Origin of the sequence: Alcanivorax sp. UBA3183 (assembly GCF_002364155.1) — a bacterium.
In the GTDB taxonomy this organism is placed as follows: Bacteria; Pseudomonadota; Gammaproteobacteria; order Pseudomonadales; family Alcanivoracaceae; genus Alcanivorax; species Alcanivorax jadensis.
On the sequence record NZ_DEXN01000049.1, the window covers coordinates 32,411 to 46,867 of the forward strand.

7 protein-coding genes and 1 tRNA gene are annotated in these 14,457 nt (G+C 61.5%); 2 read left to right on the forward strand and 6 right to left on the reverse strand.

All coding sequences use genetic code 11. The features are described from left to right. Positions 1–34: 34 nt before the first annotated feature. From recD to B3Q33_RS16560, 4 genes are all read right to left on the reverse strand, one after another. A complete protein-coding gene (recD, locus tag B3Q33_RS16545; RefSeq protein ID WP_286829622.1) occupies positions 35–1,975 on the reverse strand; it encodes an exodeoxyribonuclease V subunit alpha in 1,941 nt (646 codons plus the stop codon). Between the two features lie 105 nt (positions 1,976–2,080). Further along, positions 2,081–5,674: an exodeoxyribonuclease V subunit beta gene (gene recB / locus B3Q33_RS16550; RefSeq protein WP_286829623.1), complete on the reverse strand. Its 3,594-nt coding sequence runs from the start codon at positions 5,672–5,674 to the stop codon at positions 2,081–2,083. 381 nt (positions 5,675–6,055) lie between these two features. Continuing rightward, positions 6,056–9,469, reverse strand: a complete 3,414-nt coding sequence (gene recC / locus B3Q33_RS16555; RefSeq protein ID WP_273008780.1) for an exodeoxyribonuclease V subunit gamma — start codon at positions 9,467–9,469, stop codon at positions 6,056–6,058. Between the two features lie 182 nt (positions 9,470–9,651). Beyond that, the gene (locus tag B3Q33_RS16560) at positions 9,652–11,010 is read right to left on the reverse strand and encodes a KamA family radical SAM protein (protein ID WP_272975074.1); all 1,359 of its coding nucleotides are present in this window, start codon (positions 11,008–11,010) and stop codon (positions 9,652–9,654) included. Between the two features lie 410 nt (positions 11,011–11,420). Here B3Q33_RS16560 and B3Q33_RS16565 point away from each other — a divergent pair, with 410 nt between their 5' ends. Together B3Q33_RS16565 and B3Q33_RS16570 are read left to right on the forward strand one after the other, a co-directional pair. Beyond that, positions 11,421–12,866 (forward strand): phospholipase D-like domain-containing protein, encoded by a 1,446-nt coding sequence (locus B3Q33_RS16565; RefSeq protein WP_272961724.1) that lies wholly within the window; start codon positions 11,421–11,423, stop codon positions 12,864–12,866. Positions 12,867–13,069: 203 nt separating this feature from the next. Next, the gene (locus B3Q33_RS16570; RefSeq protein WP_035246423.1) at positions 13,070–13,810 is read left to right on the forward strand and encodes an START domain-containing protein; all 741 of its coding nucleotides are present in this window, start codon (positions 13,070–13,072) and stop codon (positions 13,808–13,810) included. Here B3Q33_RS16570 and B3Q33_RS16575 read toward each other — a convergent pair. Together B3Q33_RS16575 and B3Q33_RS16580 are read right to left on the reverse strand one after the other, a co-directional pair. Continuing rightward, entirely contained in the window at positions 13,767–13,943 is a 177-nt protein-coding gene (locus tag B3Q33_RS16575) for a PLDc N-terminal domain-containing protein (protein ID WP_084573421.1), read from the reverse strand. The two genes, B3Q33_RS16570 and B3Q33_RS16575, sit on opposite strands and share 44 nt — an antisense overlap. A 228-nt stretch (positions 13,944–14,171) precedes the next feature. Further along, positions 14,172–14,248 (reverse strand) — tRNA-Arg (locus B3Q33_RS16580). Between the last annotated feature and the right edge of the window lie 209 nt (positions 14,249–14,457).

Consider the following 14,457-nt stretch of genomic DNA (forward strand, 5'->3'; position numbering starts at 1 on the left):
GCTCGGTTCGCCATGCAAGCATGGCTCCTACAATCTATTTAATTAGCCGCTCAGCCAACCCGGATGCCCGCCAGGTACGTTTCTTGACGGCGCTGTCCAATACCGCCGGTTTGCCGAATTCCAGCAAGGTGAAACGGTCCCGGGCGCGGGTGACGGCGGTGTAGATCAGTTCCCGGGTGAGCAGCGGATGGGGGGCGTCCGGTAACACCAGCAGGGTATGCCTGAATTCCGAGCCCTGGGATTTATGCACGGTCATGGCATAGACGGTTTCCACGCCATCCAGGCGGCTGGGCAGTACCCACTTGATGCGACCGTCCGGTAACTGGAACGCCACTCGCAGCAGCAACTCCGGTTTGCCATTCCGGTCTTCCAGCAGCGGCAGGCTCAGCCCCACATCGCCGTTCATTAACCCCAGCTGATAATCGTTGCGCGTCATCATCACCGGCCGGCCCGGATACCATTCCCGTTCCGGGGCCAGGTCCTGTTGTTGCAGGTGGCGGGTAATGCGCTGGTTCAGTTGCTGCACCCCAAAAGGTCCGCTACGCAGGCCACTGAGCAGTTGCTGGTGGGTGAGTTGCTTGAGTAATCCGGCTGCCCAGGCATCGAAATCCTGTCGTTGCGCAGGTGGCGTTGCCATGGCATTAAACAGGGCGCGCAAGCCATGGTGATCGCCGCTGCCGTTGAGTAGTAGTGTTTCCAGTTGCTGGCCGTCACTGCGCAGGGGATGGCGATGCAGGCTGTCGTTGTACTGTTGGAACGCCTTGCGCACCTGCGGCAGGTTTTCCTCGTTCACCGCTCGGGCCAGTTCGCCGATGCCGGGGCTGTCCTTGGACCGCCAGTTGGTTCGCAGCATGGCGGTCTGCTGGGCGAGGGCGTTGCCCGGGGCCTGTTCGGTTTCCTGGTAGTTGCTGATGTCGGCGCCGCAGGTGTCTTGGACAAAATCGATGGTGCTCTGTTTATAGCGGCCCTGGTGGGCATGGCGACACAGATCGCCCATCACCGCGCCGGCTTCCACGCTGGCGAGCTGGTCCTTGTCGCCCAGCAGGATCAGCCGGGTGTGCGGACTCAGGGCTTCCAGCAAGCTGGCCATCATGTCCATGTCGATCATGCTGGCTTCGTCCACCACCACCAGATCCGCGTGCAGCGGGTTGTCGGCGTGGTGACGGAAGTGGCGGCTGTCTGGGCGGGTGCCTAGCAGGCGGTGCAGGGTGGTGACTTCCGTGGGGATGGCGTCGCGTACCGCGGTTACCACGTCGAGTTGCTGCACCTGTTCGCCGATGGATTCGGTGAGCCGCGCCGCCGCCTTGCCGGTGGGGGCAGCGAGGCGAATACGCAGGCGCTGGTTGTCCCCCATGGCCAGGCTTTGCAGCAGCCCCAGCAGGCGCACCACGGTGGTGGTTTTACCGGTGCCCGGACCGCCGGTGATGATGCCAATACCACTGCGGCTGGCCAGGGCGCAGGCCACCTGTTGCCAATCGGTCTGGTCGCCGGCGTTCGGGAATAATCGGGTCAGGGCGTCGCGCAGGCGCTTGACAGGCAGCGCGCTGACGGTGGCCAGTCGCTGGTCGATGGCCTCGGCGACAGACACTTCCCGGGCCCAGTTACGGCGCAGGTAAAGGCGGCTACCGTCCAGCACCAGCGGCGTGTTGCCATCCTGACTCACCAGCGGACTTTGTCGAAGGTCATGCAACCAGTCGTCCGGTTTTCCGGGCAGCAGGGTCACCAGTTCCGGCGGCGGGCTGGTGCCCCACAGCTGGGTGGCCAGCTGCCGGTTTTTCAGATCCAGACAGAGGTGGCCGCTGGCTTGTTGATTGCTGGTAAAGGCGGCGAGCAGCAGCACTTCGTAGCTTGCCTGGGGGCATTGCTGGTTGAGGAAACGGGCAATGGCCACGTCCAGATCGCGCAGCAGATTGTTGTCGCGCAGCAGGATGAGGGCGTCTTCCCAGGTGAGGGCGGAGAACAGGTCAGTTTGCATGGCTGGCCCCTGCGGCCAGGGAGCTTTTGTAGGAGCGTGCTTGCACGCGAATCCGGGGCCATTCGCTTGCAAGCAAGCTCCTACAATAGGTGGTAGGGATCTGTGTCACGATGAGCCTCCAAACATGGTATCCAGCGCTTCAATCAACCCTGTCTCCGGCCGATCAAACACCGTGCCCGCCGCTGGCCCTTGCAGGCCGCGCAGGAACACATAGACGGCGCCGCCCAGGTGCTGGTCGGGATCGTAATCCGGCAGGCGGCTTTTCAGCAGGCGGTGCAGGGCCAGCAGGTAGAGCACGTATTGCACTTCGTAGCGTTTTTCCAGCACCGCGTCGGTCATGGCGTCCAGGGTGTAGGCGCTGTCATCCACGCCCAGCCAGTTGGATTTGTAGTCGAGCACGTAGTATTTGCCGTCGTGTTCGAACACCAGATCGATAAAGCCCTTGAGCATGCCGTTCAGGATATCCGCTTCCAGTCGCGGGCGCGGATGCGTGGGGTGAATGTGTTGGCGGATCAGGGTATCCATCTCGGCCACTTTGACCTGGTGGGCGGGGAACACGAATTCCAGTTCCGGCACATAGGTGTGCAAGGTATTGAGGGCGATCTGGTCGTTTTTGAGCGGCAGGGCAGTGGTGACGGCCTGCTTCCACCAGTGGCGAATGACGTCCATGTAATCCTGCCAGCCCCGGGCCTGCAGTTTTTCTTCCACGCTGGTTTCAAACTCGGCGGGGTCGGCCAGGGTTTGCGTGAAGCGCTGGTTGGCGGCCTGCTCGAGTACATCGTGGAGCAGGGTGCCGGGTGCGGCGCCACGGGGGAAGGCGTGGATGGTATCGGGCAGGGGCTCGGCGTCATCGATAACGGTGTCGTCCTGCTGCTCGGCCAGTTGATCGCCACGCGGGTCTGCCGGGGCCAGGGTTTCCTGTACCTGTTTGAGCGCACTGTAGCTGGCAATCCACCAGGGTTGCCGTCGCCGGGCCACAGGAATCAGAGGCGTACGCAGGGTCCGCGATTCGGCTTTGGGCTGATAGCATTCCGCGTTGCTGTCCGGCGCCTGAATGATGCTGATCGCATCATGGGCAACCGGTGTCAGCGCGGCACGCAGGCCGTCGTTGGGCACACCAGTGCCGAACAGCAAGCGGCCGATGGCGCTTTTCTCCAGCTGGTTCTGTTTGCCGCGGCCCTTGATGTAGGGGGCCAGTCCCAGGGTGCAGGTGTGGCAGGCGCGGGTCAGGGCCACGTAGAGCAGACGCATGTCTTCGGCGAGCCGTTCATGGTCCGCCTTGTTTTCCACCGTCTCGTCCGGTTCCAGCGAGACATTGAGATGATCGTTTTCGTGGTAGCGCAGCGGCGGCTTGTTCTTGTCCGCCGGGCGGAAGCTGCAGATAAAGGGCAGGTATACCAGCGGATATTCCAGGCCCTTGGATTTGTGGATGGTGATGACCTTTACCCGGTCGTCATCACTTTCCAGGCGCAGGATACTTTCCTTGCTGCTGCCGCGGCCTTTTTCAACGGTATCTTCCAGATAACGGATCAATGACTGTTCGCCATCGAGCTGGGTGGCGGCCTGCTGCAACAGCTCTGCAAGATGCAGCAGGTTGGTCAGGGCCCGCTCGCCGTCCAGGCTCTGGCTGAGCCGGGCGGGCACATGAAAATCCATCAGCAGGCTGCGCAACATGGGCAGCACACCCTGGGTCTGCCATTGCTGGCGATAGCCGTGAAACTGCTCCACGGTTTCTTCCCAGCGCACTTCATCCTGATTGAGGGTATCCAGTTCCGCATAGGCCAGGTCCAGCACTGCACAGGCCAGGGCGCTGCGTACCCGGGTGTCGGATTCCGGGGTGGCGCAGGCGTGCAGGATCAACAACAGGTCATGGGCTTCGGGCTGGGCAAACACGGAATCCTGGTCGGACAGATAGACGCTGCGGACCTGGCGTTCCATCAGCGCATCGCGGATGGCTTTGGCTTCGGTGCGGTCGCGTACCAGGATGGCAATGTCGTTGGGATGCAGGGGCCGGAAGCTGTCGGCTTTCTGGAAGCCGGTGACGCCGTTGGCGGCACCGTTAAGCAGATGGGCAATTTCACTGGCACAGCGGGCCGCCTGCTCATCCCGGTACTGGCCGGCGCTCACCGGTTTTTCCTGCTCGTCAACCCACAGGGTAATGCCGGATGTTTCTTTTTTGTCGACTAACAGAACGTCCTTGCGACCGTTGGCTGTTACCGCTTCAAACGGAATGGCGTTGTCCATCATGAACACATCGCCAAAGGTGTTCTGGCTGTAGGTGAACAGATGGTTCACCGCCTTGACCATGGCGTTGGCGCTGCGGAAGTTTTTATCCAGAGTGTAGTGGTTGCCTTCGGTGGCCCGACGGGCTTTCAGATAGGTAAAGACGTCGGCACCGCGGAACGCATAGATGGCCTGCTTGGGGTCGCCGATCATGAACCAGCCGGTGCCTTCTTGCCCTTCATAAAGCGCGGAAAAAATGCCGTACTGGGTCGGGTCGGTATCCTGGAATTCGTCGATCAGTGCCACCGGGAACTGGTCGCGGATGACCTGGGCAAGCCGTTCGCCGTTACCGCCTTTCAAGGCATCGTGCAGGCGGCTGAGCATGTCGTCGAAACCCATGGTGGCGGTCTGGCGACGGACCTGGTCCACGCGCCGGTCAATCCAGGCGGCGGCATGGGCGAGCAGGTCAGTGCGGGGCAACTGTGTATTTGCCCGGCCTTCCATGACCGCATCCAGCTGCTGGCAGAAGGCAAAGTCCGGGCGGTGTTCCTCCCCGGCCTTGGTGAGCTTCATGCCTTCATGGGAAAACTTCGCCAGGGTGTCGTAGGCCTTGTCGTTGAGTCGTTCGCCATTGGCGTAGCGTTGCAGGGTTTGCAGCATGCCCGGCAGGCTGGTGGTGCGGTAGCTGTTGCCGTTGAGCCACTTGTTGTCGCGGGCAGCGCGCACCCATTCGAGAAAGTCCGGCAGTTCGGCGGCCAGTTGCTGGCGGGCTTGTTGATCCTTGTCCGCCTGGGGGCCGGTTTGTGCGAGCCAGTGAGTGACGCTTTGCGGTAGCTCCTCCGGGTCGGCTTCTTTCAAACCGAGCAGGGGGCGGCAGGCCTCCAGCAGCGCATCCGGGTTGCCCAGGTTGTCGCTTTGCAGGGCATTGGCGGCGCTCACTGGGAAATCGGCAATTATCGAGCGCCAGTAATCCCGCGCCGCCATTTGCTGTTCGTCGCTGGCGTCCTCCTGCAACTCCAGGCTGAACAGGCTTCCGGAATCGAAGGCGTGCTGTTTGAGCATGCGATTACAGAAGCCGTGGATGGTGTAGATGGCGGCTTCGTCCATCCACTGGGCGGCGGCATCCAAACGCTGGGCACAGCGGGCGCGGTCTTCCGGCTCGCGGTAGTCGTTGAGCAATTCGGCCAGTACCGGGTCGTCGGCGTCTGCATTGGCATCGGCAAAGATGCGCGCGGCATCGGCCAGGCGGTCGCGGATCCGTTCGCGCAGTTCTTCGGTGGCCGCTTCGGTGAAGGTCACCACCAGAATTTCCGGCGGCAGCAGCGGCCGCGAGAAGGCATTGTCTTCACCATGGCCGAGCACCAGACGCAGGTAGAGGGCGGCCAGGGTAAAGGTCTTGCCGGTGCCGGCGCTGGCTTCGATCAGCCGGGTACCGTGCAACGGGAAGATAATCGGGAGAGGACGAGTGTTGGTCATGAACTGCCCCCCTCTCCCTGTCCCTCTCCCGCAAGGGGAGAGGGGACCCAATAGAGAGCGCCTCTCAAGGCTGAGAGCAGGGAAGTGACACCAGGCCTTTCTGAGCGGTCCCCTCTCCCTTGAGGGGAGAGGGACATGGAGAGGGTGAAGCTACGAAGCAGCGTAAGCACAGAAGGCTCAATTCGCCCGGACTTTCTGCCGAAAGAAAGCCGAAACTTGAGTACTAACGCCGTCACAGTAAACCGAATCGCGGCTACGGGACAGTCAGCCTGGTATCGCACTCTCCCGCGTTGCAGCTTGTAGCTTGCAGCTTGCCGCCCATCAACGGTGCAGTTCGCCTTAGGCTCAGTGCACCCTACGAAAACAGGAGAAAGGGTGCGTTCAATTGTCACCATGTTCACTCCATTGGGCGTGCTGGTAGAGCGGGGCATAGAGTTGCTCGGTCCAGTAGGCGAAGGCGCTATCGTCGCCATGGCGGGCAGCCAGCATGCTATCGAAGTCGGCCCAGGCGCGGGCAATGGCCGGTTCCTTGTCCTGCTCGCCGGTGTGCATAAAGCCGGATTCGAACACCTTGCGTGCCTCGTTGTCGCCGTTGTCTTTTTCTTCCCCTTTCAGCCAGGCAAAGGCGGTGGCGCAGGCGATGGGCAGGGGCTCGCACAGGGCTTGCTGCCAGGCGTGGCCCAGTTGATCCAGGCAGTGCTGGGCATCGCTGCGGTTCAGGTGAGGCAGGGTAATGCGGCCATCCTGTCCCTGGATGTGCGTGTTCAGCGGATGCCCGGCGGCGCAGGCGGCCAGGTGCAGGGTCCAGTCCCGGGTGAGCTTGTCGAAGCGCTCTTTCAGCTTGCCGGTGTGCAGCACCAGACGCTGGGCATTGGCGGCGGAGCCTCGCAGGTCGGTGAGCCAGTCTTCCAGTTGTAACGGGCCGGCGCTCAGGCGGATTTCCTGTTGCGGTTGCGGCGCGCCGCTGTCTGCCAGCAGGGCAAAGTACTGTTCCAGTGGTTGTGACAGTGGCATCAGCAGGCTGTCGCGGCTGCCCTCGTCAAAGGGCGCCAGGGGCAGGTCGCCGCTGCCGGCCAGTCGATTCATGGCCTCCGTCATGGCCCCGCCGGCATGCTCCGGGCCAGCGCGCAGGGCCTCGCTGAGCAACTGGTCCTGTAGCTGGAAACGTTGCAGGCCATCGAAGGCGAAAGGTTCGCTGTCGTCCAGTACCTGGCGCTGTTGTTTCAGGCGGGCCTTCAGCCGTTGCTCGAAAAAGTGCGCTACCGGCTGCTTGAGAAAACGGCCGAGGGCGGCGCAGGTAATTGGCTCGTCGCTGTCCAGTGGTGGCAGGGGCTGGTCATTGCTGACACGGGTGGCCTGGCCATCGTGGAGGGCACGCCATTCGTTGGCATAGGTGTGTAGGGACTCGTTTAGCTGGATGTCGTTGGCTGCATTCTGCTCAGTGTGGAAGAAGTAGCGGGCGCTGAACGGTTGCAGCGGGTGGGCCACGGTGAGGGCATCCACCGGTTCGCCCTGGTCGGCGTGCCAGCGCTGGTTGATATGATCGCACAGTTGCGCCACCAGCACCGAGGGCGGGCGTTCGCTATTGTCGCGCACGTTGCGGCCGGTCCAGCTGATGTAGAGGCTGTCGCGGGCACTGAGCAGGGCTTCCAGAAACAGGTAGCGGTCGTCGTCGCGGCGGGAACGGTCGCCGGGTCGATAGTTCCCCCATTGCCGCATCAGATCGAAATCCATGGGCTGTTGTTGACGGGGGTAGTCGCCGTCTTTCATGCCCAGCAGGCAGACATGGCGGAAGGGAATGGCGCGCATGGGCATCAAGGTGCAGAAGTTGATGCGCCCGGCCATGAACCGTTGCGACAGGCTTTCCGCATTCAGGGCATCGAGCAGGGGGCGGCGGGCCACGGTGAGTGGCAGGGTGCTGTCGAAGTCGGCTTCGGCGCAGGCAGCCAGCCAGTCGTTGAGGGCGTCGCGCAGGCCCGCATCCAGGGTCTGGTCCGCTTCGTCCACCGGGGCGAACAGGTCATCCAGTAACTGGGTGAAGCGTTGTTGCCACTCCCTGGCGCTGGCGTCCTGACGGGATTGCTGCCAGTGGTGCTCCAGAGTGTCGAGCAGAAGCGACAGTCGTCCGGCCAGTTCCGCACCGAGCCCAGCCACTTCGTCCAGGGGCTCGATGCCCATCCAGGCCGGGCCGTCACCGAGCAGGTAGCCGGCCAGCATCCGTTTCAGGCCAAAGGCCCAGCTATTCTGTTCGAAGCCGGGTACGTCCAGGGTCTGGCGTTGCTGGCTGTTAAGGCCCCAACGGATGCGGGCCTGGTCGATCCAGCGAGCCAGTTGTGGCAGGTCGCCTTCGTCGATGCCGAAGCGTTCGCGCACGGCGGGCACATCCAGCAGGTCGAGAATGTCGGTGGCGGTGAAGCGCCACTGGGGCAGGTGCAGCAGGGATTCCACGGCCTGGGCCAGGGGGGACGCGGCACCGGCACTGCGGTCGCTGAGGGTATAGGGCAGATAGCGCGGATCGTCCCGTTCCAGCCGGCCGAATACGGCGTCGATGTGCGGTGCATAGGCTTCGATGTCCGGCACCATCACGATCACGTCGCGGGGCTGCAGGCTCGGGTCGTTGCTGAAACGGTCGAGCAGTTCATCCTGGAGGATTTCCACTTCCCGTTGGGCGCTGTGGCCGATGCGGAAATGGAGGGAGCTGTCCACTTCAAGTGATGGACGCTGGTCCGGGGCCGGCAGCGGTTCCAGATCGAGAATGTCCTGCTGCAGGTGTTGCAACAGGGTGTGCGGTTCGCGGTTTTCAAACAGATCAATCTGGTTCTGGAAGGCGCTGCGATAACTGTCCGGGTCGTCGTGGTCGTAGAGCAGACCGATAAAGTCCCGGCCCTGTTTGCCCCAGGCGGCCAGCAGTGGATTGACGCGGTTTTCCGGCAGGGCGGTCAGGTGGCGTTTGCGGTTATCCAGTTGGCGGCGCAGCAGTTGTTTGTCTTCGACGATATCCGCCCAGTAATGCTGGCAGGGGTTTTGTACCAGCATCAGGATCTGGCAGTGCTGGCTGAGCGCGGCCAAGGCTTCCAGGGCCTGCTGGGGCAGGGCGCTGATACCGAAGATGATCAGCCGGCGTGGCAGCCCCGGCGCTGTTGTGCCCTGTTCCTGTTGTAGGGTGAGCGCGGCCATGAAATCCCGGTGGATGGCACTGCGGCTGAGGCCTTGCTTACTGTAATCCATGTCCGCCAGCAGGGCGCGCCACAGATCAGCCTGCCATAACTGGCTGGTGGGGAAATCATCAAAGGCGTCGCGATCCTGAGCCTTGCGCAGGCGGTCGTTACCGCTTTCCCAGTCCGCCAGCCAGTCCGCCCGATAGACTTGATAGGCATCGAACAGATCCGCCAATCGCTCGGCCAGCTGGTGGCGTTTGCGGCCATCCACATCGTCGGCAAGAAAATGCCGTAGGGGGCCGAAATGCTCGTTATTGAGAAGCGTCGGCAGTAACCGGTACAGACGCCATAGCAGCCGGGATTTATCGAAGGGCGAGGTGCGTGGCACCTGGGCTTCGCCGAGCACGGTGCGATAGGCACTCCATAAAAAGCGGGCCGGCATCTGGAACTGGAAACCGGCGCTGATCCCCAGAGCATCCGCCAGTTGCAGTTTCAGCCACTGGGCCATGCCGTTGGACTGCACCAGAAAGGTTTCCGTTTCCAGCGGTGACAGCGGCTCACGCTGCAGCCAGTCGGCCACCAGCTCGGTGAGGGTTTCCAGACGGTTGCCGTGCAGCACCATCAGCCCGTTTTGCATGGATATTCCTTGAGGATAATTACCAAGGGGTAAGCCTAAGGGAGTCGGGGGGAAGGAGGAAGGGCCAGACCGATAAGAGATTTGGCGACACGAAAACGCAAGAGGCCGCGCCCACACTGCGGACGCGGCCTCTTGGCTTTCAAATCAGCCCCACGCTCGCTAGCGTAGCGGCGAACTGATCCTTACTCGTTCTCCATCTCTGCCAGCTCGTCTTCGAAGAAGAACTTGTCTTCGCCGAAGGCGGGTTCCAGATGATTGAGCCAGGTGGCTTCTTCGTTGTACTTGGCGAAGAAAGGACGCTGTACCCAGTCGTGGTTACGGCCCTGGATAAAGCGCAGGGCGAACACCTTCTCGCCGTTGATTTCGGTGACGCCCTGGATTTCCACCTTGCCGGGGTGGCTGGACATGCTCGGGCCACGGGCGGTGCGGGCGATACCGGATACCTGTTTCATGGCATCGCGGTAGATGTTCCATGCCTTGGCCAGCGGCACTTCAAAGTAACGGCGCGCACCGGTGTCCCGTTCCACAAACATGTAGTAGGGGATGATGCCCAGCTCTACCTGGGTCTGCCACAGGCGGGCCCAGTCGTCGGCGTTGTCGTTGATGTGGGCCAGCAGCGGACCTTGGGCACGAATCACGGCGCCGGTGGCACGCACACGGCGCACGGCTTCCCGGGCGATGTCCGTTTCCAGTTCCTGCCAGTGATTGTAATGGGCCATCAGCGCCAGGTGTTTGCCCTTGGCCTGCACTTCCTGGAACAGGTCCAGCAGGTCCTGGGCGTCGTCGTCGGACACGACACGTTGGGGCCAGAAGGTCAGCGCCTTGGAACCGATGCGGATGGTGCGGATCTGTTCCAGTTCCAGCAGCGGCTCGATATGAGCGCGCAGGTTCTTGGTCTTCATTACCAGCGGGTCGCCACCGGTGATCAGCACATCGGTGATTTCCGGGTGCGCCTGGATGTACTTCTTGAGCTGGCCGGCTTCCTTGGTGGCGATCTTCAGATCGTTGTCACCGATGAACTGGGCCCAGCGGAAGCAGAAAGTGCAATAGCTGTGGCACACTTGCCCCTGGCTGGGGAAGAACAGCACGGTCTCGTTGTACTTGTGCTGGACGCCGTCGATCTTCTCGCCGTCCACTTCCGGCATGTTGTGTTCCATCTGCCCGGCGGGGTGCGGGTTCAGGGCTTCACGGACCTCGGCGATGGCTGCCTTGATTTCCGCCTTGTCGCCACCGCGCATGGCGTCAGCCACCTTGTCGAAGTGTTCCGGGGCCAGCATGCCTTTCTGTGGGAAGGTGAGCTGGTAGATGGGATCGTTGGGCACTTTGTCCCAGTTGATCAGTTCGTCGATGACGTATTCGTTGACCCGGAAAGGCAGCACATTGGCAACGACTTCCATGGCAAAGCGGGTCTCGTCGTCCAGGCGTTTGAGTGGCTCGATCTTGTCGAGCTGACGCGCGGTGAATACCTTGAAACGGCGCGGTTCATCAAACTGCGGTTCCGTGCTCTGATGCAGCGGAATGACGGCATTGGTTTCGGGCATGGTATCGCTCCTCATCATGCGCCGGCATGACGACAGAATCGCCAATACCGGTACACTGGTTGCCTACACCAGCGGGATTCGTATTCGGTACTACAGATGGCCAGCGGCAGCTGACGCTGAGTTGGGCCTAATGCCCGTTAACGTGCGCCGATCAGGGTCGGCGCTGAGGACCCGGGACTCACGTCTCCCAGCCTTGTCGGGGAGGACGTACAGCGCGTGGCGGCTGTGGTTGTCCCAAAAAAAGAGGGCGTATTTTAGTGACTTGGGCTGCAAAGCGCAAAGCCGTTGATCTGACTGGTTTTTTGTCGCAATCCGCGGGGCGGCGGGGGATATGCTATGTTGGCCAGATATTGCCGCCCTGGGCGGATTTGAGCTCGTCAGGCGGTAGCTAGGCAAGGAGCGGAAAAGCGTTGGATCTGACATTCTGGAAAAGCCGTTATGACCAGGGGCTGGCAGTGCTGGAGCCGTTCTGGCCCTATATTGCCGCTGCCATCAGCCTTTTCCTGGCGATCTATGTGACTGCCCATGTGGCGCAAAACAAGCGCGATGCGCGGGCGGCAGCGGCCTGGACCGGGCTGGTGTGGCTGGTGCCCGTGGTCGGCGCAGTACTGTATTTCATGTTGGGGGTGAACCGTATCCAGCGTCGCGCCCGGCAACTCACCGGCGGGCTGATCGACACTGATGATGGCTGGCGGGTGGCCGCAGAAGCGGTGCCCACGGTGCCGCACCTGCAGGTGCTCAGCCGACTGGTAGGGCGCCTGACTCATTTGCCGCTCACCGACGGCAACGAGCTGGCACTACTGGATGCGCCGCAGACCTATCAGGCCATGCTGGACGCGATTAACGGTGCCAGTGAAAGCGTCTACCTGGTGACCTATATTTTCGGCAATGACGCTGCCGGCAAGCCGCTGGTGGATGCCCTGGCCGCCGCGGTTAAACGGGGCGTCAAGGTGAGGGTGCTGATTGATGGCATGGGCGCCCACTACTCCCTGCCGTCGGTGTTCTGGCGCTTGCGCCGTCGCGGGGTGCCGGTGCAGCGTTTCCTGTACTCCCTGGCGCCCTGGCGTATGCCTTATATCAACCTTCGCAACCACCGCAAGATCATGATCGTGGATCGCTCCCTGGGCTTTACCGGGGGCATGAATATCCGTGCTGGCTATCTACATAAACCGGCTCGCACCACGGATCTGCATGCCCGACTTGAAGGGCCGGTGGTCGGCCAGCTGTTGCGAAGCTTCGCCGCCGATTGGGTGTTTACCTGCGGGGAGGTGCTGGAGACCAGCTACCGTGGCCCTGCCCAGGTGAGCGAGGTGCAGGCGCGGGGCATCAGCGCCGGCCCGGATGCGGATTTTGATAAACGCCGGCTTACCCTGCTGGCGGCCATTGGCAGCGCCGAGCAGCGTATCCGGATTGTCACTCCCTATTTCGTGCCGGATCTGACCCTTATGGCGTCCCTGCAGATGGCGATTCTGAAGGGCGTGCAGGTGCAGATCGTGATTCCCCGCAAGAGCAACCTGCGTATGGTGAACTGGGCGAGTCTGCATGCCTTGCGCTGGCTGGTGGGCGAGGGCGCCGAGCTCTATCTGTCGCCGCCGCCGTTTGATCACAGCAAGGTAATGACGGTGGATCAGCACTGGCTGATGCTCGGCTCCGGTAACTGGGACGCCCGCAGCCTGCGCTTGAATTTCGAATTTGATCTGGAGTGTTACAGCGACACTCTGACCACCCGGGTGGATAAGATGCTGGATCGCCATATCTTGCTGTCTACCCGCATGGAGCCGGAGCATTTCCGGGACATGGCGCCCTGGCGTCGTTTGCGTAACGCCCTCTCGCATCTGATGGAACCCTATCTGTGACCTGAACCCGTGCGTCAGTTGCCGCCATGACGTACCGGTCAGCGGGGTTTCGAGCGCACCGACTGTGCGACAGGTCGCATTTCCAGATTGTCTGTGTCACATTTTTTTCCGTCAGGCAGGTCTGGCGCTGTCAGGCAGGTTATAAAGTGATCACTCGCCGGGCTGTCTCAGGGGCGGCGATGGGGATGCGTCAGGAAAACAGAATGATAATAAAACGACTTTTACTCGGCCTGATCCTGCTGGGCGGCTCCGCCATGTCCATGGCTGACCCGTCAAAATGGGTGCTGGTCACCGACCGCGATGATATCCAGGTCTATCGCCAGGATGACGACAGCTCACGGCTGAAAACCTTTCGCGGGGTGGGTGTTGTGCCGGTGGCAGATTTTAATGCCATTGGTGCCCTGATGGACGATTACGAGGCGGTGGCGTCTTTTATGCACATGGTCTCGGAAATCCGTGACCTGCATCGGGCGTCCCCTTATCAGCGTGATGTCTATGTCACCACTCGCCTGCCGTGGCCGGTGAAGGATCGGGATGCGCCTTTGCGTGTGACTTTTTACCAGGAGCCGGACAGCTACAATCTGGTGATGCCGTTTTCCCTGAATCCGCCGGTATTTCCCGAGCAGTCTGATTATGTGCGCATGCCGCAGATGGAAGGCTATTACCGATTCGAGCCATTGTCGCCGGGGGAGGTGAAGGTAACCATTGAGGTGATACTGGACCCGGGTGGCGCTGTACCGGCCTGGCTGGCGAATATCATTTTGCGGGATATTCCCTATTTCTCACTGCGTCGACTGCGCCGGGTGGTGAACCTGCCCCGTTTTCAGGGAATCTCCCACGGCTACTACCAGACTCCGGAGAGCTGGCAGAAGCCACAGGAAAAGCAGTCGCAGGAGGTCGCTAACGCTTCAGCGGCGAGCCCGGCCCCATCAGCCCCCAGATAATCAGCCCGACAAGCGGTAATACCAGCACCAGCAGCACCCACAGCACCTTGTGCAGGGTTTCCGCGCCGGACTGGATGATCATCACAATGGCATAGATCGCCAGGGCAAGTTGTAGCAGTCCCAGGATTTTCATCAGCAAGATCCTTCTTGTACCCGAATGGAATCCTCAATCTAGAGCAGCCGCTCCATCGGGTAAATCACTGATATGTAAAAGAAGGTCTGATGGCGTTGCGGGTTGTGCCGTCAGGACATCGGCGGCGCCGACCGACCAAACAGTGCGATGGTGGCATCGTTGAATCCCCTGGGTAACGCACAAGCAGCCCGGCAATGGAGCCGATGTGATACGGAACCAGAAAAGAAATGGCGCCCCGAACAGGAGTCGAACCTGTGACCTAGCGCTTAGGAGGCGCTTGCTCTATCCAACTGAGCTACCGGGGCTGAAGAAGTGACGATTGTAAGGACTTTTAGTTGTGGTGCCAGTTTCCGGGGAGCAAGCGACTATTTTACCGGCGCTTACTCGCCCTGCGGGCGCCGGCAAAGCGGCGGTATCCGCTTCGCGTTCGTTCGGCCAAAGCACGCTTTGGAAATCCCCGACCTCACCCAACTGAGCTACCGGGGCTGAAGAAGTGACGATTGTAAGGACTTTT

Coding starts and splice junctions, on each gene's coding strand:
- recD (WP_286829622.1), bottom strand. CDS start 1,975: ATGCAAACTGACCTGTTCTCCGCCCTCACCTGGGAAGACGCCCTCATC.
- recB (WP_286829623.1), bottom strand. CDS start 5,674: ATGACCAACACTCGTCCTCTCCCGATTATCTTCCCGTTGCACGGTACC.
- recC (WP_273008780.1), bottom strand. CDS start 9,469: ATGCAAAACGGGCTGATGGTGCTGCACGGCAACCGTCTGGAAACCCTC.
- B3Q33_RS16560 (WP_272975074.1), bottom strand. CDS start 11,010: ATGCCCGAAACCAATGCCGTCATTCCGCTGCATCAGAGCACGGAACCG.
- B3Q33_RS16570 (WP_035246423.1), top strand. CDS start 13,070: ATGATAATAAAACGACTTTTACTCGGCCTGATCCTGCTGGGCGGCTCC.
- B3Q33_RS16575 (WP_084573421.1), bottom strand. CDS start 13,943: ATGAAAATCCTGGGACTGCTACAACTTGCCCTGGCGATCTATGCCATT.